Below are 21,552 nucleotides of genomic sequence, written 5' to 3' on the forward strand. Positions count from 1 at the left end.
TTTACGACCTCCGCTGATATTTGTTCCGGATAAGTATCGCAGCGGCGTTCATAGAGATCATCACGGTGATGAGCGTGACGACGCCGGCGGCCATCACGCCGTACTGGAACTCGTAGGCCGGCTGTCCGACCCACGCGTATATCTGCCGCGGCATCGCGCTGAAGATGTCGAAGAAGCCGTCCGGCGGTTGGAACACCGACGCGGCGGCCCCGATCATCAGCAGCGGGGCCGTCTCGCCGATGGCGCGGCCGAACGCGAGGATGCTCCCGGTGAGGATGCCCGGCAGCGCCTCCGGGAGGACGACGCGCCGAATCGTCTGCCAGCGTGTTGCGCCCATTCCATAGGACGCCTGGCGGAGCGAACTCGGGACCGCCCGAATCGCCTCCTGCGCCGAGATGATAATGATGGGCAGGATGAGCAGTCCGATGGTCATCCCGCCGACGACGACGATACCGCTGCCGAAGTTGAGCCAGTTGACGAACAGCGCCAGCCCCAGTAGCCCGTAGACGACCGAGGGGACGCCCGCGAGATTCGAGATATTTATCTCGATGAACCGGACGAGGACCCCGAGCGGACCGTCGTTGGGTGCGTACTCTTCGAGGTAGAGCGCCGCGCCGACGCCGATGGGGAACGACGAGACGGCGACGACGACCATCATCATCACCGATCCGATGAGCGCCGGGTAGATGCCGGCCTCCTCGGGGAACCGCGAGTTGGCGCTAGTAAGGAACTGGAAGTCGAGCCACGCCTCCGGGCCGGCGAATCCGAGCAGGTCGACCAGCGCGGCACCGAGGAGCATCCCGGCGACGACGATGAACGGGAACAGCAGTCCGAGCGGTCGTCGCTGACGGCTACGGACGACGGATTCGACGTACAGCACCGTCGGCATCCCGGCGAACGTGAAGAGGATGACCCAGATCTGCGGCGTTATTCCGGTCGAGGGATCGATGAACACGCCTGCAGTCGCGACCGCGAACAACGCACCGGCTGTGATGGCTCCCGTTCGCCGGTCGTTTCGACGTCGGGCGACGACCAGACCGCCGACGACCGCCCCGCCCAGTCCGAACGTGAACAGGTAGATGAGCCATGCTTCCGGGATTGTGGGAAAGGTTGAGACGAACTCGAACGTAAGCGGTGCGAGCGCGACGAGGGAGGCCGCCGCGACGACGAACTCCTCGGCGAACGACGCGCCCGCTCGGAGCCGTCGGTGACCGGCGATGACGCCTCCGGCGACGACGGCGGCGACGACGAACGCGAACCATTCGACGACGCTGAGCACGTCGATAAACAGCAGCAGCACGCCGCTGCCGAGCAGCAGTCCGAAGAACGGAATGCCGAGGGCGGTTAGCGCGACCGTCGCCTCGCCGTCGCCTCGTCGCCTGTAGTAGCCGAGCGCCGCGACCGAGGGCGCGACGAGCGTGAGGAAGAAGACGAGGAACCATCCCGGGTTCGCGGTGAGCGGCCGGATAGCGTCCTTCGTCACGTAGACGAGTAGTCCGGCGACCATCACGATGCCGAACAGCGTCGCCGATAGACAGACCGCTGCGAACGCCTTTCCGGGCAGGCGGCTAATCTGTCCGGTTTCGCCGAACCAACCGCCGGTCGCTCCCTCCTGTTCGGTCGCCATCAACAGTTCACCCCCGCGGACGTGCCGTCGTTCCGACGACGATTCATTGGTACTCCTCCCGGTACCGAGACGCGACGAACGAACTGGCGAGATTCATTGCGAACGTGATAGTGAACAGCGTGATGCCGATGGCGAACATCGCCCTGTAGGCGGTCGAACCCCCCGCGATGTCCGTCGTCACGAGTTGGACCATCGCGGCGGTCATCACTTCGAGCGACTCGAACGGACTCGGGACGAGCCGGGGTCGCATCCCGGCGGCGACGACGACGATCATCGTCTCCCCGATGGCCCGCGAGAGCGCGAGAATGAACGAGGAGAAGATGCCGGACGCCGCCGCTGGAATGACGATGCCGGTCGAAACCTCCAGTTTCGTCGCCCCGATGCCGTACCCGGCCTGTCGGAGCGAGTCGGGGACGGCGCTCATCGCGTCCTCGCTCAGACTCGAAACCATCGGGATAATCATGATTCCGATCATGATGGACGCGCTGAGGGCGTTGAACGTGCTCAGCGGGAGTCCGAGCCACTCGAGCGCGGGAGTGAGGTAGACGAGTGCGAAGTACCCGTAGACGACGGTCGGAATGCCAGCCAGGATTTCGAGTGCGGGCTTGATTATCGATCGCGTTTGGGGGCTCGCGTACTCGCTCAGGTACGTCGCGGAGGCGACGCCGACGGGAATCGCGATCAGCGCGGACAGGGCGGTGACGAACAGCGTCCCGGCGACCAGCGGAAGAACGCCGAACTCCTCTTTGATGGTCGGACTCCACTCGGTCCCAAGGAAGAATCCCACCGGCGATACTTCGAGGAAGAAATCGATCGCGTCGAACAGGAGCGTCGCGACGATAGCGGCCGTGACCGCGACCGAAAGCGCCGCACAACCGAACAACAGCCACTTGATGCTTTGCTCCCGCGCGGAGCGGATGCCCGACTGTCCGACGAAGTCGGGAGTGTTGGTTTCCTGGCTCATCTTGTGGTGACTGTGTTGTGCGTCCTCAAAAGCGGCATGATTCGTGTTGTTTATCCGTGTGAACGTGTCTCCCTCCTGAAATTAGGGAGCGTCGATGTATCGGCTCAGTTGCCGCTGTACTGTTCGAGCTTGCTCAGGTTCTCGTCGCGCAGTTGTTGGCTGCTGGGGACGTAGCCGATCTGGCTGACGAGGTCCGTCTCGGCCTGTTCGAGGTAGTACTCCGTAAACGCGTAGACCTGCTCTTTCTCCTCGAGCGAGGACTGCGACGCGTAGATGAACAGCGGCCGCGCCATCGGGTAGTCGCCGCTCTTGGCGTTCTCGAGGCTGGGTTCTGTGCACTGGCCGTCCGCGTTCTCCTTGATCTGTACCGCTTTGACGTTGTTCTTGTTCTCCTCGTAGTAGGCGAATCCGAAGAAGCCCATCGCATACTCGGAGCCCTGGATACCCTGGATGATGCGGTTGTCGTCCTCGGTGGGTTCGTAGTCATCCCGCATCGCGTCGGCGTCTTGGATGACGTTGTCGATGAACCAGTCGAACGTCCCCGAAGACGAGGCCGGGCCGTAGAGCTCGAACTCCTCGTCGGGCCAGTCGGAGTTGATGTCACTCCACTTCTGCGCGCCGTCGGGACGCCAAATCTGCGAGAGCTGCTCGAAGCTCAGGCAGTCGACCCAGTCGGCGTTGTTGTTGACTGCGACGGTGAGCGCGTCGCTCGCGACCTGGAACTCGATGGGTTCGACGCCGTTGTCGTTGCAGAGCTGCACCTCGCTGTCCTTAATCGGACGCGATGCGCCGTTGATGTCGGCGTTGCCGGGGCAGAAGTGGTTCTGGAACCCGCCACCGCTGCCGGTCGAGTCGACAGAGACGTTCACGTCGTGTTCCTTCATGAACTCCTCGGCCATCGCCTCGGAGACGGGGTAGACGGTACTGCTTCCCTTGATGATGACTTCGCCCGAGAGATTCCCGGAGCCGTTGGAGCCACCGTTGTCGGACCCGTTACCGGACCCGCCGTTGTTGGAGCCACCACCGTTTCCACCGGAGTTGTCATCCGAACCGGGATTGCCAGTACAGCCCGCGAGACCGGCGACACCGGCCGCGCCTGCACCGATAATGAATTTGCGCCGTGATACGCCGTCCGTCCCCTTCGACGTCTGCTGCGTCATCAACCATTCATGACCGACTGAGACATAAGTAGCCTGCTATGACAGCTATATAGAAATAGGTATGAGAAATAGTACCGATAGAATCCAGTGCTGAAAAAATGTCATTAAACTTACTCTATATTCGAATTGGGGCGATAACTCGTCCAGAGAGGCCTTTTATCGGGTTTCGTCGGACGTATATTTCGCCTATCACTGCGTAATGAGTAATCAGGAGGCGTCGCGAAAAAGTCTTTGGCGGCTTCCGTTCCTTCGGGATAGCTATCACACCATATCTTAGCAGTTCAGTATATAGTTGAAGGACAGATTTATCATGTGGATACACCCATCTCCCCACATGGTCGAAACGCGAAAGGTGCAGGTGACGGGCGGGTCGACGTACACAGTATCGATTCCGAAGGAGTGGGCGACCGAAAACGGCGTCAGCGCCGGAAGCGAAGTCGAGTTCTACCCCGAAGGCGACTCGCTGTTCTTGACGCCTCGCAGCGAGGAGGAGCGAACCGAGGGCACGCTCGACATCTCGCAGCTCGAAGGCCAGGAACTCGTACGCGCGGTGATGACGATGTACGTCAGCGGATTCGACGTTATCGCCCTCGAAAGCGGTCGTATCACGAACGACCAGCGTCGGACGGTCCGGCAGGCGACGCAGGGACTCGTCGGTCTCGAAGTGTTAGAGGAGACCCGCGACCGAATCGTCATCCGCGACCTGTTGGACTCCTCTGAGCTTTCGATTCACAACGCCGTCACTCGGATGCGACTCATCGCGCTGTCGATGCTCGAAGACGCGGTGAGTGCCCTCGCCGAACTCGACATGGACATGGCCCAGGACGTCATCCAGCGCGACGACGACGTCGACCGCCTCTACATGGTCGTCTCGCGCATCTTCCGCGCGACGCTCCGCACGCCGAAAGCCGCCGAGGAACTTGGCCTCCCGCGCGAGGTCTGCTTCGATTACCACTCCTCGGCCCGACAGCTCGAACGCGTCGCGGACCACGCGACGAAGATTGCACATCTCACGCTCAATATCGAACAACCGGTTCAGGAGGATGTCCTCGACGCGCTCTGGGAACTGCACGAGGACGCGACTACCGTCGTCGACGCGGGTATGGACGCGCTGTTCTCCGACGACAGCGTCGAGGCGACCGAAATCGCTAACGAGGCCCGCGAGTCCGTCCAGGATATCGACGCACACGCGCGCACCATCGACGAACTACTCCGCGACCTCGACCCCGTCCGCGCGCAGATGCTCGGCCTCATCGTCGACTCGCTGTCCCGGAGCGCCGACTACGGCGGCAACATCGCCGAGACGGCGCTGCAGAAGGCCGCGCCCACACCGTAACGCCACCTTTTACGCTGCGCGGACGGCTTCGCCGCTCCTCGGCAAAAGCTCGGCCTAAAGCACTCCTCATTCGTTTCGGCGCTTCGCGCCTCCACTCAATCGTCGGCCCGCTCGCTCACTCCGTTCGCTCGCGGAACTGTGACTTGGAGACAACAAATTTCGGAAGCCGCAGACAAGCAGCTCTACCACGAGCGAGGGCGTAGCCCGAGCGAGTGGGCCGAGGAAGCCTCGAAGGCGCGGAGCGCCTGAGGGGGTGACGCTGTGCTTTTGGTCCAGCTTTTACCGAGCGGACGGCGAAGCCGTCCGCGCAGCGTAAAAGGTGGAGTAGAAAGCTCGTTACTCGTCAACGAGGACGGCGTTGACCTGTCCGGTCTGGCCCGGACGGGAGGTCACGCGGGCGCGGCCGGCGGAGGTTTCGATGACCGCGCCCTTCGTGATGATGTTCCGGCGGGCGTAGTTGACGTTCGAGGGGTTGTCGACGACGGTCTCGATGTCGGCCTCGCTGACCTCTCCGCCCTGTGCGACCTGCGCGACGTTCGTCGCCAGCGCACGGGTTTTGGTGTTACTGCCGCGGGAGTCGATGATCTGGAATCGAGGTTCGCCGACGGTGGTCTCCGCCGGTTCGCGGCCGAGTTGGTAGCGCTTCTTGTTGCTGGACGGTCGGAGGCGACCGCCGGTTCGCTTTCGCTGGGAGCGTCCTTGGTCTTTCATACCCCGAAGAACTGCCAGCAACTACTTGAATCGCTCGAACTTGTATCGCCGGTCCGCGTCGACGCGCGTCGAAGGGTCGCACGTGGCCGGCTCTCGACGCCGAACTCGCCGCGAGTAGCAAGCTTTACTGACCGCCCAACCCGTGGTCTCGTCTATGAGTCTGCGGACCGCAACGGCTGTCCCGTTTCGCCAGCGCGGGAGCGAACGCCTCGGCGAGGGGGAGTTCGTCGTCGTGCTGTCGCTGGACCGCGGGTGGTTTTCGCCGGACCAGGCGAAACGGCTCGTCGACGTGGCGGTCGGCCGCGGCCTACTCGACCGCGACGACGAGAGCGACGACCTCGTCCCCACGTTCGACCCCGACGACGTCGAGATCCCGCGCGAGTTCGTTCCCGACGAGTCCATCCTCCAAGAACAGTCGACGTTCGAGCGCGTCCTCGACGCGCTGGTCGCCGCCGGCGTCGACAAACAACACGCGGTGGCGACGGCCAACGAGCGCCAGCACCGTCTCGGCGTGACGTTGGAGACCGCGGCGGTACTCACCGCTCACAACGAGGGTGTCGACGTCGCCGATGTCGCCGACGCCGTCCGAGCCGACCTGACCGAAACCGAGTAACCCGCGACGCTTCTTCAGTCGGTATGGCCGACGACCGACTCGCCGATGGAAAGCGTATCGCACAGCTACTTGCTTCCGAACTCGAAGGCGGCGGCTCCTCTGAGCGGCTTCGCGTCGTGGACGCCGACCCGGACGTCGAAGCGACGGCCGACGGCGCGTTCGCCTATGCCGTCGACACTGTCGACGCCACTGAGTCGGACGCCCCCGCGGATAGCGACCATGGCGACCATGGTGACGCCACCGAGAACCGAACCCGTCTCGCCGAGGTGTACGTCCAGTCGGATCGCGCGCGCGTGGAGTTTATCGTCGGCCCGGCGGCCGCGGTCGACGCTGCCGAAGACGCGAATCTCCGCGTCCGGCCGAAGGCAGTCCGGCCGCCCCGAACGCTCGTGTTCGTCGAAGACGGCGCGCAGGTGAAGTGGACTCTTCCGGTGTTCGAGGCGGTGCTTGGGACTCGTTAAACGAACCGACACGTGGGTTAACGACCGATTTATCCGTCATGATTGTATTTACTCTATAATGAGTAAGTCTTTTCAGGGGGCGTCGTTTCTCTCTATTCGATGATCACCACCCCCTCCAAAAACTCGATCGTTAAGGTGTTCGTACGATGATGTGGCAGGACCTCATCTTCCTCGCCGGAAGCGTGTTCTCGCTTCTCGTCCTCGTGCCGACGCTGCGCGACTCGATGGCGAACGTCCCGCTCGGGACGACACTCCCCTCCGCCACTATCGGTATCGTCTACGGAACCACGTTCTTCACGCTCGGCATGACGCTCTCTGCGGTCGGGTCGCTCTTGACCGGCGTCATGTGGAGCCTCATCGCGCTGATGCGTTCGCCCCATCGGTTCAGCGACCAGTTCGGCGTCGGCGCAGAGTCACCATCGCCGCGTTCGGCCCCGCAGAACGCCGACTGAGGACCCTCCGAAGACGAGACGCGGTATCCGACGACGCTTTTCTCTGCCGACGTCCGCGGCGTCCACCGACCGCGTGGCTTTTTATCGGATGAGACACCCACTCGGGGTATGACCCTCGACCCCGTCCACGTCGACGGCATCGCGGCGCTGGCCCGCGTGCTCGCCGAGAACGTCGACGACGGTGACCACACGGACCTCGCGCGGACGGTGTGGGAGGAGTGGTTGGACCCGCTTCGATACGACGGCCGAGCGGTCGTCGAACCGCTCGGCGAGCAGTCGCTCCGCGCCGCCGCCGTCGACGACGTAGCCCTCGCGGAGCGGCCGTTCGAGACGGTCCACGGTCTCGATTCGGGGACAATCAACCCGACCACGTTCGAGAACGGACTGGTTCTCGACATGGCGCACGCCGCGATGGCGAGCGTCCCCTCGGACCTCGATCTGCATCGCTCGCGCAGCATCGTCCTCACGACGCACACAAACGACCGCTACGCGAAACTCGGCACCGAGTGGCAGACCCACGACGAGGCGTACAGCCGCCTCCGCGTGCTCCAAGCGCCCAACGTGAACCGCTACGCCGAGGGCGTCGTCCACGCGCTGTCGCTGTACCTCGCCGAGAGCGAGCACGCACTCCGACACGCCGACGACGTCTCCGACCTCCTGATTCTCGACGGTCCCATCTACCCGAAAGAACTGTTCAACTGGCGGGACCGCGACGCCGAACTCCGCGAACTCGCCGAGGAGGCGAAACCACGGCATATCGTCGAGAACTACGTCCGTCTCGTCGAGCGATTCGTCGAACGCGACGTGCCGCTGGTCGGCTTCGTCAAGAACCCGATTTCGAAGCTCGTCACCCGGACGCTCCAGACGAAAGGCGTCGACGCGCCGTGGGCCGACGATACGGCGCTGTTCTCTCGGCTCTTAGAGCGTCGAACCCCGCCGGACGCCGCCGGGGAGACGGCGCGCCGAACCGACGACCTCACGTTCACCTCGTGGTTCGTCTCCCGCGGCGGGTCCGACCGAACCCTCGCCGCCGACGGCGACGCCCTCGGCGTCGAACGGCGACTCGACCCGGAACTGTACGAGGTGACGTTCTTCGTCCTCTACGACCCGCGACACGGCGTGCTCTACAAAGTCGAAGCACCGTACGCGTTCACCCGAGACGCCGACCGCCGCGCGAGACTCACGCGACAGATCCTCCACGACGTCGCCGGGGCCCGCGGACCGCCGCCCGCGGTCACGAAAGCCGACGAACTCGCCCGCATCAGCGCCCACGAGAAGGCGTCGCTCCGACGGAAGTTGGCCGAAGACGTCGGCACCGAGTACGTCCGCACTTACAACGGTATCCGCTGGGGAGAGCTGTTCTGAACCCGGAGGCGTTCACCGAGGGCCGGGCTCGGTTTTCTCGACTGCTATCTCGACGTCGCCTTCGGTGACGCCGACGCGCGCGAACTGCGTCCGGATGTGTTCTTTCGCCGCTGCCAACGCCTGGTTTCGCGTGTCGAATCCGCGGGGCATCGGCGACTCGAAGGCGACGCGAATCGTCTCGCCGTTGATTTGGGTGGGCGACCCGCCGCTTTCGACCTCGTAGAACTCGTCGCAGACCCAGACGTACGGCGCGTCCTCGTCGGGCGCGCCTTTGAACGACGGCGCAACCTCACCACGCTCGAAAACCGTCCCAGTGAGCGCCGTCCCGCCGCCGCAGCCGCGAACCAGAAGCATACTCGACGTACGCAGGCGAGCGTAAAAAGCGGTAGTCCGACGGACGCCTCCGTCGTCCGCCGGAGGGAAAGGTCCATCAAGGGGGCCGTCGTGTGCCGAGATATGTCTAACCTCGGTGACTTCACTGACTTCGACCCCGACGACGACAGCGGTGACTCGACCACCGAGTCGCGGACCGACGCCGGTGCGGACGTCTCCGACGCCGACACCACCGGCGTCGACGGCACCGGCGGCCGCGGGTCTCCCGAACTCGACGCCGCCGAACAGTCCTTCGACCGCCTCGACGTCGAACCGACGACCGCCGACCGCGGTATCGGCGCGCTCTCGGTGTCACAGGGGCTCTGCGTCGCCGAAGACGAGCGCGACACCGCCCTCCGCGCGTTCGTCACGACCGGCAACCGTGACTCCGTCCGCCTCGGCAAGTACCTGCTCGTCCCCTATCCGGACGCAGAGACGCTCTTTTGCCGTATCACGGGACTGGAGTACGCCCAGGAGTTCCAGGCCGACGACGCGACCGAGATCCACGCCCGCCGCGCGATGCGGCGGACCGAGTTCCCCGAGCGCGACTACAAGTTCGTCGCGGCGCTGGACCCCGTCGCGGTGCTGTACGACGACGGGGGCGAACTGAAGCGCCGGATGACCGACCGCGTGCCCAAACCGGGCGCGACGGTGACGGAGGCGACCGACGCCGACGAGATAAAGACGGGACTGAAGATTCCGGGTGACGGCGTCTTCCTCGGCCATCTCTCGGTCGGCGGCGAGAAGGTCCGTACCGCGGCGGACCCGCCGACCATCGACTACCGGGTGAAAGACGACTACAGCGAGGGCGACCCGCTCGTCTTCCGGCACACGCTCGTCGCCGGGGGAACCGGGTCCGGCAAGACCCACGCCTCGAAGAACGTGCTTCGGCAGTATCTCGCCGAAGAGCGCACCTACGAGATGGGTGACGGCCGGACGGCGCGCCCGGCGGTGGTCCAGTTCGACCCGCAGGACGAGTACGCGCAGATGCACGACGACAACGGCGAACTCGACTCGGAGTTCGCCCGCCGCCTCGAACGCGAGGGCGTCGCCTACGGCGGCCACAACGACACTCTCGCGTTCGTTCCGCAGGTCGGCGACGCCTCTTACCCCGGCGAGGGCCACCGCGCCGAACGCGTCCGCTTCACCGTCCCGTTCTCGATGGTGCGGCGCTGGCCGTGGCTCGTCGCGGGCGCGGCGCTCAATGACAACCAGTACAACGCGCTCACGCTCCTTCTGGACCGGTACTTCCGGCAGAACCCGTCCGGGACGTACCGCGGCTTCCAGTCGTTTCTCGACGACCCGGCGCTGCGCGAGGAACTGAACGAGTCGGGCCACGTCCACGAAGCGACGTTCGACGCGGTCAAGCGGAAGACGCGGACCAAGGCGGCCAACGACGTGTTCGACGGCGACGCCCGGCCCATCACCGAGTTGGTTCACCAGCTCGTCCGACCCGGCGGACTCACGGTGGTGCCGACGTACCACGTCTCCAACAGCCGCGCGGCGGAGATGGTCGTCCTCGCGGTGTCGAGTCTGCTCATCGACGAGAAGCTCTCGAACGACCCCGAGTACGACCGCATCGACGAGACGCCCGTGATTCTCGGCATGGACGAGGCGCACAACTTCCTCGCCGACGCCGACAGCGTCCAGGCCCGAAACGTCATCGGGAAGTTCACTGAGGCGGCCAAACAGGGCCGAAAGGAGCGTCTCGGGCTGTTCCTCATCACGCAGGACCCCCAGGACATCGCCGAGTCGGTGTTCAAGCAGATAAACACGAAACTCGTGTTGAATCTCGGCGACGAGGACGCCATCAAGTCGGTGAACATCCCGCCGAACCTCGAGAGCAAGGTGCCGTACATGGAGAAGGGCCAGATGGTCGTCTACTCGCCGGACAACTCCGAACCCGTCGAACTCATCGGCCTGTCGAACTGCCTGACGCGGCACGGGCGGTAGTCGCCCGGCTAGTCGCCCGCACCGCCGAAACGCATTTTACCCGCTGCAGGCCGTATATCGTGCCATGCCAAAACATATCTTGATTCCGGTCGACGGGTCACCGCAGTCGACGGCGGCGCTCTCGTTCGTCGCCGACGAGTGGCCCGACGCGGAGGTGACGATACTGCACGTCATCAACCCCGCAGAGGGGGGCGGCAACCCGAGCACCGGGATACCCAGTGGCGCGGAGGAGTGGTTCGAGAGCGAGAAGGAGCGCTCGGCGTTGCTTCTCGCCGACGCGTCGTCGATCGTTGACCACTCGGTACGGACGCGGACGGGGGTCGGACGTCCGACCAGAACGATTCTCGACGCCGTCGAGGACGGGGAGTTCGACCACGTGGTGATGGGCAGTCACGGCCGAAGCGGCGTCTCGCGAATCCTCCTCGGGAGCGTCACCGAGGCCGTCGTCCGCGAGTCGCCGGTGCCCGTGACCGTCGTCAGGTGACCGACTCGGTTCGACGCCGACGCGTTCGTCGAGGCGTTCGGCATCGGCGACGAGTACGAACCCGTGACGTTGGCGACGCTCGGTGGACGAGATAGTCCACTACGAGCCGTTCGCGCCGTAGACGAGGCGTCGATACGCCGCGCTCCTGGCGCTGGAGTGGGTGGCGTCGACGCGGCTGTCATCTGGATGTTTGCCGCAGGCGAGCCGACGGAGACGCTAACTGCGAGCTATAGGGAGTCGTGGCTCACGGCAGCGTCCGAATCCTGCGGATTTCGACACGAGATCGGAGGTCTGCGAAAACGGGGCCGACGGTTCGTCGCTCGTCTCGCTTAGGCACCGGGGATGCCCAGTGCGGTGAGTTCGACGAGTCCGAAGATACCGAGGACGTACAGTACCACGACGGCGGCCACCCACGCGACGACACCGATGGCGGTGGCGCTACCCCATCCGCCGGGGTAACGCCAATTGATGACGCCGATCCAGGCCAGAAGCGTCAACACCGGCCCGAGTATCGGGAGCCAGCCGAAGAAGAAACTGACGAGTCCCCAGACGAGCGCGCCGATGGCCGCCGTCACGACGGCGTAAGCGAAACTCGCCTGCTTGTCGATGAGCAGTCTCACCCCGAGGTAGAGACCCAGTCCCCCGACGAGCAGGTTGACGAGCACGATGAGGATGCTGTCGACGAGCGCCATCTCACTTCACCTTCCACTCGGCGGTGAGCTCGATCGTCTCTTTGTTCCCTCGAAGTGCCGCGGACCGCTCGACCACCGACACTTCGGTGTCGAACGACTCCGGCGGGTGTACGGTCACATCTTTGTTTCCGACGGTCAGTCGGACTTCGTCGCCCGACTCCAACTGGTCGGCCAGACTTCGCAGATAGCTCGCGAACTGCGATCTGGTCTGCTCCTGTTTACTCTCTGTTTTGTCGGCCATACGTGTTTCTCTGTACAACGCAAAAGGAGATAAAAGTCGGCCGACTGTCAGTTAAAGCGGAAATTCACCACAGGAAACCGTTCGCTCAGAAGATGTTCGCCTGCCGGTAGACACTGATGCCGTTTTGGGTGATTTCGTACGGCTTCGTCTCTCGAGAGTGGTTGGCGTCGCGTATCTTCTGAATCTCGATGGCGAGCCGCGTCTCGCGGAAGTTCGACGGACGGACGTACTGGAGGACGAACACCGCGTCGGTGAGATACTCCACGATACCGTGTTTGGAGGTGTAGGGGCTGTCCTCCTTCGCCTCGGAGGTGAGCATCGTCGTCACGCCGACCTCCTTGAGCGAGCGGGCGAACTCGAACACCTCGCTGCGGCGTTTCGAGGGGTGGTCGTACATCATCTCCAGGAGCGACACCGAGTCGAGGACGAGTCTGTCGGCACCGAACTCCTCGACGAGTTCGGGGAGGTCGTTGCGGATGCTCGCCAGACTGTTGGCCATCTCGATGGGGTCGAGTTCGACGACGGCCAGGCGGTCCTCCTCGACGTACTGCCGGAACGGCCACCCTTTCTCCTCGGCGGTCGCCAGCACCGCCTCGCGGCTCTGTTCGAGGGTGATGAACACGGCCCGACCGTCGTTCCGCAGCGCCTCGTCGAGGAACTGGAGGCCGAACGTCGTCTTTCCGGTGCCGGCGCTGCCGATGGCCACCATGAGCGACCGTTTTGGGACGCCGCCGAGAATCATCTCGTCGAGGCCGTCGATACCGATTCTGACGCGCTCGATACTGGAGTCGAACTCCGCGTCGCCGCCGAAGTCGTCGCCTCCGCCGCCGAACCCGAACTCCTCGCCGCCCGCCCCGGCGTCGCCGAACTCTCCGAAGCCGAAGTCGTCGTCTCCGCCGCCGCCGGGACCGCTTCCGAAGCCGAACTCGCCGTTTCCACCGCCGCCGCCTCCGGCCTCGAACTCGTCGTCTCCGACGCCTCCGAACCCGAAGTCACCACCGGCGGACGTCTCGGATGCCGTCGGCCGACCGGTGTTCCCCTCGTTCGCGGCGCGGTCGGTCGAGTCGGGTGTTCTCCCGGCGCTCTCGCCGTCTTTCGCGTCGGCGCTCTCGTCGCCTTCGCTGCGTGCGTCGCCTCCGTCGTCTCCATCGCCTCCGCCCTCCTCGTCTCGGAGCGCCCGTTCGAACCAGTCGTCGTCGCTCATCGTCTCTCCGTCGCGCGTTCGTCACCATCGTGTCCGATGCGGCGACTCCCCCCTGGCGGTCGACTGCTCATCGTCCGTCTCTCGGATGCCGCCGCTATCAATGTTGCCCGTACGGTGCGCTTTTGACGGCCGCGGGCGAAGCCGTGTCATGAACGTCGGCATCGTCGCTCAGAAGGGAAACACCAGAGCGACCGCGCTCGCCGAAGAACTTCGAGAGCAGCTCTCGGCCGTAGACGCCTCCGTGACGCTCGACGAAGCGACGGGCCGGTCGCTCGGTCTCGACGGTCGACCGGTCGAGACGCTCGGCGACTGCGACCTCATCGTCAGTATCGGCGGCGACGGGACGTTTCTCTTCGCGGCCAGCGGTGCCGACGGCACGCCGATTCTCGGCGTCAACCTCGGTGAGGTCGGCTTTCTGAACGCCGTCGGCCCCGACGACGCCGTCGAAGCGGTGCTCGCGGAAGTCGCCGCCGTCCGCGACGGCGACCAGCGCGTCCGCGTCGTCCCCCGGCTCGTCGCCGTCGGCGACGGATGGCGAAGCGACCCCGCGACGAACGAGATCGTCGTCCAGGGCGGTCGTCGAGGCCGCGGCGGCGGCGTCGACCTCGAAGTGAGACTCGACGGCTCGCTGTACACCAGCGGCCACGCCGACGGGCTCCTCGTGTCGACGCCGACGGGGAGCACGGCGTACAACCTGAGCGAGCGCGGGCCGCTCGTCCACCCGAGCGTCGGCGGCCTCGTCGTCAACGAGATGTGCCCCGACGAGGGGATGCCGCCGCTTCTCGTCGCCCCCGACGCCACGGTGACCGTGACGGTGAACGCCGTCGGCGGGTGGGGTGCGTCCGGCGGACGACTCGGAAACGACGACGGCACCACCGACGACGCCGTCGTCGTCAGCGACGGCAAGCACTCTTACCCCGTCGAACCGCCGACGGAGGTCGAGATTCGCCGGGCGGAGACGCCGCTGCGCATCGCCGGACCCTCCTCGGACTTCTTCGAGGCGCTCAACAAACTCGACTGAGCAGGCGATTGCCGCCGCTCTCTCGTCGCTCAGCTCTCGGACGAAAAGTCAGGAACGACCGCTGCGGGCACGCGATTTGCAGGTGACCAGGTCACCAATCCCCGTGCAACGGTCGCCCCTGTGAGTTAACCTACGCGTTCGGGTCGCATAACGGCTTTTACACGAGCGACGGACAGTCCGCTCGGCGAAGGCTGCAGAGGCAAGAGAACGCCGAGACGGTCGTCGGACCGCTCAGTTACGGCCCCACTCGGCCGTCCGACGCGGGCGGTCCGAGACGGCCATCACGTCGAGCGGTTCGTCGCGGACGTCCAGCGCCGCCAGCGCCGCCTCCGTGCTCGCCGCCGTCGAGAAGTACGGCACCTCCTCGGAGACGCATGTTTCGAGCAGGTCGCGGTCGTCGGAGACGACGAGGTCCACGTCGCCTTTACGGATCGCCGCGGTCACGTCGCCGAACTCGCCGAGGTCGTAGGCGGCGGCGAGTTCCTCGCGGAGGGCGTCGGCTTCCTCGCTCTCCGGCGCGGGGAACGAGTCGCCAAGGAACGAGACGACCGCCGTCCCGCCTTCGGGAATCGGCGACCCGGCGGCCGACTGCGCCTTCTCGTACGCCTTGCCGAACGAGCGCGCGGTCCCCATCACCTCGCCGGTCGACTTCATCTCCGGGCCGAGGCGCGGGTCGCTCCCCGGCAGGCGGTCGAACGGCAGGACGACCTCCTTGACGCTCGGGTGCTCGGGAATCCGCTCTTCGGTGTCGAGGTCGGCGAGCGACGCGCCCGCCATCACCTTCGCCGCGAGTTTGGCGATGGGGACGCCGGCGGCCTTCGAGACGAACGGCACCGTCCGCGAGGAGCGCGGGTTCGCTTCGAGAACGTACACCTCGCCGTCTTTCACGGCCAACTGGACGTTCAACAGACCCACCGTCTCCAACGCGCGGGCGATGTCTTCGGTGACCTCGCGCACGCGACCCATCGTCTCGGCGTCGAGCGACTGCGGCGGGATGACGCAGGCGGAGTCGCCGGAGTGGACGCCCGCGGACTCGACGTGTTCCATCACGCCGCCGATTATCACGTCCTCGCCGTCGGCGACGGCGTCGACGTCGAGCTCCACCGCGCCGTCGAGGAACTCGTCGACGAGGATGGGTTTGTCGGGACTGACGCGGACGGCTTCTTGGATATAGGTCTCCAGCTCGTCGTCGTCGTCGACGACGCGCATCGCGCGGCCGCCGAGGACGTAGCTCGGGCGGACGAGCACGGGGTAGCCGATGTCGTTGGCGAGTTCCAGCGCCTCGGTCTTCGTCGTCGCCGTCCCACCGCGCGGTTGGGCGATGCCCATCTCCTCCATCAGCGCGTTGAACCGGTCGCGGTCCTCCGCGAGGTCCATCGCCTCGACGGTGGTGCCGAGAATCTCGCAGTCGAGACCTCTGCGCTGGAGCTCTCTCTCCAGCGGTTCGCCGACGTTCACCGAGGTCTGCCCGCCGAACTGCACCATCACGCCGTCGGCGCCGGTCGCCTCGATGACGTCGGCGACCTCCTCGGCGGTTATCGGCTCGAAGAACAGGCCGTCGGAGGTGTCGTAATCGGTGGAGACCGTCTCGGGATTGTTGTTGACGACGTGGGCGTCGATGTGTTCTCGCGGGCCTTGCCCGCTCGAATCGCCCGAGGCGCGTAGCGCCTCGCTACCCATCTCGCGGAGCGCGCGGACCGCGTGCACCGCGCAGTAGTCGAACTCGACGCCCTGGCCGATACGGATGGGGCCGCCGCCGACGACGACGACGCTGGTCGCGTCGCGGTCGACGCGGACCTCGTCGAGCGGATCGCCGTTGAGGAACTCGGGTTGCCTCGCCGAGTAGTAGTACGGTGTCGACGCCTCGAACTCGCCGGCGCAGGTGTCGACCTGCTTGAACGAGCGGTCCGGGACGCTCATCTCGACTTCCTCGACGCCGACGCCCGCCGTCGCGGCGACGGTGGCGTTCGTGAGCCCCGCCGACGCGGCCGCGGAGAAGTCACCCTCCGCGGCGGCGACGGTCGATTCGACGACGCGGCCGTACCGTTCGACGTACCACGACTCGATACCCGTCAGTTCCGCCACGTCGGCGACGGTGTAACCGCGCTCGAACGCCTCGAACATCGCGTACGGGCGGTCCGGCGTCGGCTTCTCGAGGTACTCTGCCTCTAATTGCTCGTCTGTCACGTCGGCCCAGTCGACGGCGGGTTCGTACTCCGAGGAGCGGAGCGCCTTCAGCAGCGACTCCTCGAACGTCCGGCCGATGGCCATCGCCTCGCCGGTCGACTTCATCGCCGTTCCGAGCGTGAAGTCGACGTCCTCGAACTTGTCCTTGGGCCAGCGCGGCACCTTCGTCACAATGTAGTCGATGGCCGGCTCGAAGGCGGCGGTCGTCTCGCCGGTGATCTCGTTTTCGATCTCGTGGAGGCGCTTACCGAGGGCGACTTTCGCCGTCACGCGGGCGATGGGGTAGCCCGTCGCCTTCGACGCCAGCGCCGAGGAGCGCGAGACGCGCGGGTTCACCTCGACGACGCGGTACTCGCCGCCGGGGGTACCGTCGTCGCGCCAGGCGAACTGGATGTTACAGCCGCCCTGGATGCCCAGCTCACGGATAACTTCGAGCGCGGCGTCGCGCATCTCCTGGTGGCCGTCGTCGGGAATCACCTGCGAGGGCGTCACGACGACCGACTCGCCGGTGTGGATTCCCATCGGGTCGAGGTTCTCCATGTTGCAGATGATGATGCAGGAGTCGTCGGCGTCGCGCATCACCTCGTATTCGAGTTCGACCCAGCCGGCGATGGACTCGGTGACGAGCACCTCGCTGTTGCGCGAGAGGCGAAGCCCCTTGCGGACGCGCTCGACCAGCTCCTCCATCTCGTCGACGACGCCCGACCCCGATCCGCCGAGGGTGTAGGTCGTGCGCGCGATGACGGGGAGGCCGCCGACTTCCTCGACGGCGGCGTCGATGCGGTCGCGCAGCGCCGCCTCGTCGAGGTTCGTCACCGTTTCGCCCTCGCCGAGCGAGATGGTCGTCGAGCGCGGGACGGGCTGGCCGATCTTCTCCATGCGCTGACGGAAGAGGTCGCGGTCCTCCGTCGCGTAGATGGTGTCCAGCGGCGTGCCCATGATTTCGACGTCGTGTTCCTCCAACACGCCCTCCTCGGCGAGTTCGGCGGTGACGTTCAGTCCCGTCTGGCCGCCGAGGCCGGCGATGACGCCGTCGGGTTGCTCCTTCTCGATTATCTCCGAGATGGCCTCGGTCGTGATGGGTTCGATGTAGACGCGGTCGGCCATCTCCGGGTCGGTCATGATGGTCGCCGGGTTCGAGTTGACGAGGACGACTCGCGCCCCCTCCTCTCGGAGCGCCCGGCACGCTTGCGCGCCAGAGTAGTCGAACTCCGCCGCCTGTCCGATCTGGATGGGGCCGCTACCGATGAGCAGGATGGTCCGGTCGTCGGACGTCGCCTGCTGGTCTGTCGAGGGTTCCTCGTCGGTCATCGTTCCATGGAAGTTCGCACATCGTAATAAGCCCGGCGAAACAATGCGATATACGTAACCACTTTTCGAATATCGCAGCGCCGACGCGACGGGCGACCGTCAGTCAGAGCACAGTTGCGGAATCGCCGGAGCTACCACTGACCGAGTTGGTCGCTCGGACCGATGCCACCGCCTCACGCGGCCTGAGACGCGCCAGAAGCGGTGTGTATGGGACACGTCGCTCGCGGCCTCCGGATGCGAAGAACTAGATGTCACTTTTCAGTACGGCGACTGGTCGGACACCTACTGACGTTCGGTCTCTCCCGACGCGCGTCTCGACTCGACTCCGCGTCGCGCCGGACGCTCACTGCGCGTACACGTCGTCCGACGAAAAGTCGCGCTCGGCGCGGTACTGTTCGACGAACTCGCCGACGTCGAACTGGAGCATCTCCGTCTCGAACTGCGAGAGCGCGGCGTCGTCGTCGGCGTGACTGACGGCGTGCTCCATCAGTTCGACGACGAGCTCGATGATTATCTCGTGCAGTCGACGCGAGTCGAAGTCGGTGACCCACACCATCGCGTAGCCCACCTGCTGGTCTTCGCTCACGTCCTCGCTGACGACGCGACCGGGGAACTCTTCGAGGACGATACCCATCAGGTGCGGCGTGCCGAACTCCGGCATCTCCTCGCTGGTCGTCTCGATGGCCTCGCGCAGCACCTCGACGAGGAACTCGGGGAGAAACCGCTCGGGGGGATGGGAGTCGGTGACGACGGCGTGCGTCTCGCCGCACGCGCAGTCGAACTCGCGCAGCCCCAGGTCGAGGTCTCTGACGCGTTTGGTCTCGCCGCAGGGGAGTTCGAGTTCGTCGCCCCCGCCTCCGGGGACGCGCGGTTGTGCCATACCTCCGATTGCAGCCTCGAAGGTTTAAAAAACGCGCTTGCTCACTCCTCGTCGTCTTCGTCGTTCTCGTCCTCCGACTCCGCCTCCTCGATGTCGCTCTCGCTTTCGCTCGCCGCGTCGACGCCCCCGGGGGCGACGTCCTCGGTCGACTCCTCGAACTCGCTCAGTTCGGCGTCCTCCTCGCCGGCCTCGAATTCGACGCCCTCGATTTCGAGTTCCACCTCGATGGAGACGCCGTCGACTTCCAGTTCGGCCTCGGCGCTGCGCGTCTCGCCCACCTCGATCTCGAGCTCCTGCCGGTCGACTTCCACTTCCACTTCGACGTCCACGTCGACGTCCGGTTGATCTGCCATGGAGCGAGATACGTGAGAGAGCGCCAAATAGCTCGGTGGTCACAGAACCGCCCACGGGGTGGTAACCAGCGCCTACCGACCCGAACCAGCCATAAGCGACTTACCTCGATACGCCGCAGTAGTGGATATGATAAGCGTCGTCGGCGGCGGCATCGCCGGACTCGCCTGCGCGTATCGCCTCCAACAGCACGGTCACGACGTGCGCGTCTTCGAGGCCAGCGACCAGGTCGGCGGTCTCGCGGCCGTCTACGAGACGAAAGGCGACCCGATAGAGAAGTTCTACCACCACCTCTCGAAGTCCGAGGAGACTATCGTCGAACTCGCCGAGGAACTCGGCGTCGGCGACCGACTGGAGTGGCTCGTCGGCAAGAACGGCTACTACTTCGACGGCGCGGTGTACCCGATGGACACCCCCTGGGAGATTCTCGCCTTCCCGCATCTGAGCGTGTACGACAAGTTCCGCCTCGCCATGCTCACCCAGGAGATAGACGTGCGCGAGGGGAAGCCGAAGTTCGACACCTACGAGAGCCTCGAAGATTTCGAGCACGTCCCGCTGAAGGAGTTTATCGTCGAGCACACGACCCAGGGCGTCTACGACAACTTCTTCGAACCCCTCCTCGACGCGAAGTTCGGCAGTCGGAAGGACGACGTGAGCGCGGCGTGGCTGCTCGGTCGCGTGAAGTTCCGCGGCGAGCGCGACCTGCTGCGCGGCGAGATTCTCGGCTACTTCCGGGGCGGGTTCGCTCCCTTCATCGACGCGCTCGTCGACGCCGTCGGCCGCGAGAACATCGTCACGAACGCCCGCGTGACCGAACTGGAGATGGGCGACGACGGCGTCGACTCGATAACCGTCGAGCAGGACGGCGCTGACGACGCTGTGGCCGCCGACGGCGGGGCCGTAGGTAGCGCGGCCGCGGAAGCGGCGGAATCGGATGCGACCGCGACGACGTACGAGACCGACGCCGTCGTCTGCGCGACGATGCCGAACGTCCTCGAAGAGCTCACCGGCTACCACTGCGACATCGACTTCCAGGGTGCGGTCTGCGCGGTGCTGACGATGGACGAGCAACTGACCGACACGTACTGGCTCAACGTCGCCCACGACGCGCCGTTCGGGGCGCTCATCGAACACACGAACTTCGTCCCGCCGGAGCGCTACGGCGGCGACCACCTCATGTACGTCGCCAGCTACATCCAAGATTACGAGGAGGAGCTCTGGCAGATGTCCGACGAGGAGGTCGAGGAGACGTGGCTCTCGGAGTTGGAGACGATGTTCCCGAACTTCCACCGCCGCCTCGTCAGCGAGTTCCGTCTCGCGCGCAACCCCCGCGCCGCGCCCGTCTACGAGCGCGGCTACCGCGACATGGTCGTCCCCTACGACCTGAGCGACGACATCGGCGAGGGCATCTACTACGCGGGGATGGCCAGCGCCGCCCAGTACCCTGAACGGAGCCTCAACGGCGGCATCGTCGCGGGTTACGAGTGCGCCGACCGAATCGACGAGAAAGGGCGAACCGACTGACTACGCGCCGTCGTCGCGTCGCCGGCGCGACTCGTCCCACTCGCGGCGAAGCAGCCCGTACTGAATCGTATCGACGTACTCGCCGTCGACGAAGTAGGCCATGCGCGTCCGTCCCTCCTCGTCGAAGCCGAGCGACTCCAGCAGTCCACGCGACGCGTCGTTGGACTCGTAGGCGCACGCGCCGACCGCCGGGTGGGCGTAGCTGCGGAAGACGTAGTCGATAGCCAGCGACACCGCCTCTTTTCCGTACCCCTCGCCGTGGGCTTCGGGGACCAGCCAGTAGGTGAGTTCCGGGCGACGCCAGTCGGCGTCTTCGACGGCGACGACGCCGAGCGGCGTGACGTGGTTCGCGTCGGCGTCGCCGGGGTGGGCGTCCTCGTCGTCGAGACAGACCACGAGGCGGTCCGTTTCGTCGTCGGTCCACGGTTCGAGTTCCGCCTGACTCTTCAGCGGCGTTCCCATCGGGTATCGAATCTCGGGGTTCGCGTGCGACCGCTGGAGAAACGGGACGTCCTCGGTCTCGAACGTTCGTACGGTGACGCGTTCGCCACGCGCGACGAGTGCTCCGGGCATACGAGAGCGACCGCGACCGTCGAAATACGTCTTCCGGTCGACAGTTTCGTCCTGCCGCGTCGACTCGCCA

Annotated in this window: 21 protein-coding genes; 9 read left to right on the plus strand and 12 right to left on the minus strand. The window is 65.4% G+C overall.

Features of this window, described 5'->3' with window-relative positions:
* Position 1 precedes the first annotated feature (1 nt).
* The 3 genes from pstA to LAQ73_RS10845 all read right to left on the minus strand — a co-directional run bounded on the left by pstA (position 2) and on the right by LAQ73_RS10845 (position 3,751).
* A complete protein-coding gene (pstA, locus tag LAQ73_RS10835) occupies positions 2–1,627 on the minus strand; it encodes a phosphate ABC transporter permease PstA (RefSeq protein WP_224268300.1) in 1,626 nt (541 codons plus the stop codon).
* 43 nt (positions 1,628–1,670) lie between these two features.
* Positions 1,671–2,591 carry a phosphate ABC transporter permease subunit PstC gene (gene pstC / locus LAQ73_RS10840; protein ID WP_224268301.1) on the minus strand — a complete coding sequence of 307 codons (921 nt, stop codon included), beginning with the start codon at positions 2,589–2,591 and terminating at the stop codon, positions 1,671–1,673.
* 104 nt (positions 2,592–2,695) lie between these two features.
* Positions 2,696–3,751: a PstS family phosphate ABC transporter substrate-binding protein gene (locus LAQ73_RS10845; protein WP_224268302.1), complete on the minus strand. Its 1,056-nt coding sequence runs from the start codon at positions 3,749–3,751 to the stop codon at positions 2,696–2,698.
* A 334-nt stretch (positions 3,752–4,085) separates the two neighbouring features.
* On the opposite strand from LAQ73_RS10845, the gene LAQ73_RS10850 reads away from it, so the two are divergent.
* A complete protein-coding gene (locus LAQ73_RS10850; RefSeq protein ID WP_224268303.1) occupies positions 4,086–5,087 on the plus strand; it encodes a phosphate signaling complex PhoU family protein in 1,002 nt (333 codons plus the stop codon).
* Between the two features lie 336 nt (positions 5,088–5,423).
* On the opposite strand, the gene LAQ73_RS10855 is transcribed toward LAQ73_RS10850, so the two are convergent.
* Positions 5,424–5,798, minus strand: coding sequence for a 30S ribosomal protein S8e (locus LAQ73_RS10855; protein ID WP_224268304.1), 375 nt, complete (start codon positions 5,796–5,798; stop codon positions 5,424–5,426).
* A 154-nt stretch (positions 5,799–5,952) separates the two neighbouring features.
* On the opposite strand from LAQ73_RS10855, the gene LAQ73_RS10860 reads away from it, so the two are divergent.
* The 4 genes from LAQ73_RS10860 to LAQ73_RS10875 all read left to right on the plus strand — a co-directional run bounded on the left by LAQ73_RS10860 (position 5,953) and on the right by LAQ73_RS10875 (position 8,689).
* Positions 5,953–6,411: a DUF2240 family protein gene (locus tag LAQ73_RS10860; RefSeq protein WP_224268305.1), complete on the plus strand. Its 459-nt coding sequence runs from the start codon at positions 5,953–5,955 to the stop codon at positions 6,409–6,411.
* A 23-nt stretch (positions 6,412–6,434) separates the two neighbouring features.
* Complete coding sequence (locus LAQ73_RS10865; RefSeq protein WP_224268306.1) at positions 6,435–6,872, plus strand: DUF7993 family protein; 438 nt, start codon at positions 6,435–6,437, stop codon at positions 6,870–6,872.
* A gap of 146 nt (positions 6,873–7,018) precedes the next feature.
* Entirely contained in the window at positions 7,019–7,324 is a 306-nt protein-coding gene (locus LAQ73_RS10870) for a hypothetical protein (protein WP_224268307.1), read from the plus strand.
* A 108-nt stretch (positions 7,325–7,432) separates the two neighbouring features.
* On the plus strand, positions 7,433–8,689 hold the full coding sequence (locus LAQ73_RS10875; protein WP_224268308.1) for a DNA double-strand break repair nuclease NurA: 1,257 nt from the start codon (positions 7,433–7,435) through the stop codon (positions 8,687–8,689).
* A 12-nt stretch (positions 8,690–8,701) separates the two neighbouring features.
* Here the strand turns inward: LAQ73_RS10875 and LAQ73_RS10880 are convergent, their stop codons facing one another.
* Entirely contained in the window at positions 8,702–9,043 is a 342-nt protein-coding gene (locus LAQ73_RS10880; protein ID WP_224268309.1) for a DUF7113 family protein, read from the minus strand.
* Positions 9,044–9,145: 102 nt separating this feature from the next.
* Between LAQ73_RS10880 and LAQ73_RS10885 the strand changes: the two genes are divergently transcribed.
* Positions 9,146–11,014 (plus strand): ATP-binding protein, encoded by a 1,869-nt coding sequence (locus LAQ73_RS10885; protein ID WP_224268310.1) that lies wholly within the window; start codon positions 9,146–9,148, stop codon positions 11,012–11,014.
* A gap of 64 nt (positions 11,015–11,078) precedes the next feature.
* Entirely contained in the window at positions 11,079–11,498 is a 420-nt protein-coding gene (locus tag LAQ73_RS10890; protein ID WP_224268311.1) for a universal stress protein, read from the plus strand.
* Between the two features lie 329 nt (positions 11,499–11,827).
* Here LAQ73_RS10890 and LAQ73_RS10895 read toward each other — a convergent pair whose 3' ends face one another.
* The 3 genes from LAQ73_RS10895 to LAQ73_RS10905 all read right to left on the minus strand — a co-directional run bounded on the left by LAQ73_RS10895 (position 11,828) and on the right by LAQ73_RS10905 (position 13,635).
* Positions 11,828–12,190: a hypothetical protein gene (locus LAQ73_RS10895; RefSeq protein ID WP_224268312.1), complete on the minus strand. Its 363-nt coding sequence runs from the start codon at positions 12,188–12,190 to the stop codon at positions 11,828–11,830.
* Between the two features lies 1 nt (position 12,191).
* Positions 12,192–12,431 (minus strand): amphi-Trp domain-containing protein, encoded by a 240-nt coding sequence (locus tag LAQ73_RS10900; RefSeq protein ID WP_224268313.1) that lies wholly within the window; start codon positions 12,429–12,431, stop codon positions 12,192–12,194.
* An 85-nt stretch (positions 12,432–12,516) separates the two neighbouring features.
* Positions 12,517–13,635 (minus strand): KaiC domain-containing protein, encoded by a 1,119-nt coding sequence (locus LAQ73_RS10905; protein ID WP_224268314.1) that lies wholly within the window; start codon positions 13,633–13,635, stop codon positions 12,517–12,519.
* Positions 13,636–13,783: 148 nt separating this feature from the next.
* Between LAQ73_RS10905 and LAQ73_RS10910 the strand changes: the two genes are divergently transcribed.
* Positions 13,784–14,656, plus strand: coding sequence for an NAD(+)/NADH kinase (locus LAQ73_RS10910; protein ID WP_224268315.1), 873 nt, complete (start codon positions 13,784–13,786; stop codon positions 14,654–14,656).
* 231 nt (positions 14,657–14,887) lie between these two features.
* Here LAQ73_RS10910 and carB read toward each other — a convergent pair whose 3' ends face one another.
* The 3 genes from carB to LAQ73_RS10925 form a co-directional block, all read right to left on the minus strand.
* Complete coding sequence (carB, locus tag LAQ73_RS10915) at positions 14,888–18,154, minus strand: carbamoyl-phosphate synthase large subunit (RefSeq protein WP_224268316.1); 3,267 nt, start codon at positions 18,152–18,154, stop codon at positions 14,888–14,890.
* Positions 18,155–18,497: 343 nt separating this feature from the next.
* Entirely contained in the window at positions 18,498–19,034 is a 537-nt protein-coding gene (locus tag LAQ73_RS10920; RefSeq protein ID WP_224268317.1) for a DUF5815 family protein, read from the minus strand.
* A 41-nt stretch (positions 19,035–19,075) separates the two neighbouring features.
* Positions 19,076–19,387: a hypothetical protein gene (locus tag LAQ73_RS10925; RefSeq protein ID WP_224268318.1), complete on the minus strand. Its 312-nt coding sequence runs from the start codon at positions 19,385–19,387 to the stop codon at positions 19,076–19,078.
* Positions 19,388–19,514: 127 nt separating this feature from the next.
* Between LAQ73_RS10925 and LAQ73_RS10930 the strand changes: the two genes are divergently transcribed.
* Positions 19,515–20,909 (plus strand): NAD(P)/FAD-dependent oxidoreductase, encoded by a 1,395-nt coding sequence (locus LAQ73_RS10930; protein WP_224268319.1) that lies wholly within the window; start codon positions 19,515–19,517, stop codon positions 20,907–20,909.
* On the opposite strand, the gene LAQ73_RS10935 is transcribed toward LAQ73_RS10930, so the two are convergent.
* Positions 20,910–21,482, minus strand: coding sequence for a GNAT family N-acetyltransferase (locus tag LAQ73_RS10935; protein WP_224268320.1), 573 nt, complete (start codon positions 21,480–21,482; stop codon positions 20,910–20,912).
* Between the last annotated feature and the right edge of the window lie 70 nt (positions 21,483–21,552).

The organism is Haloprofundus salinisoli, from assembly GCF_020097815.1.
Taxonomy (GTDB): domain Archaea; phylum Halobacteriota; class Halobacteria; order Halobacteriales; family Haloferacaceae; genus Haloprofundus; species Haloprofundus salinisoli.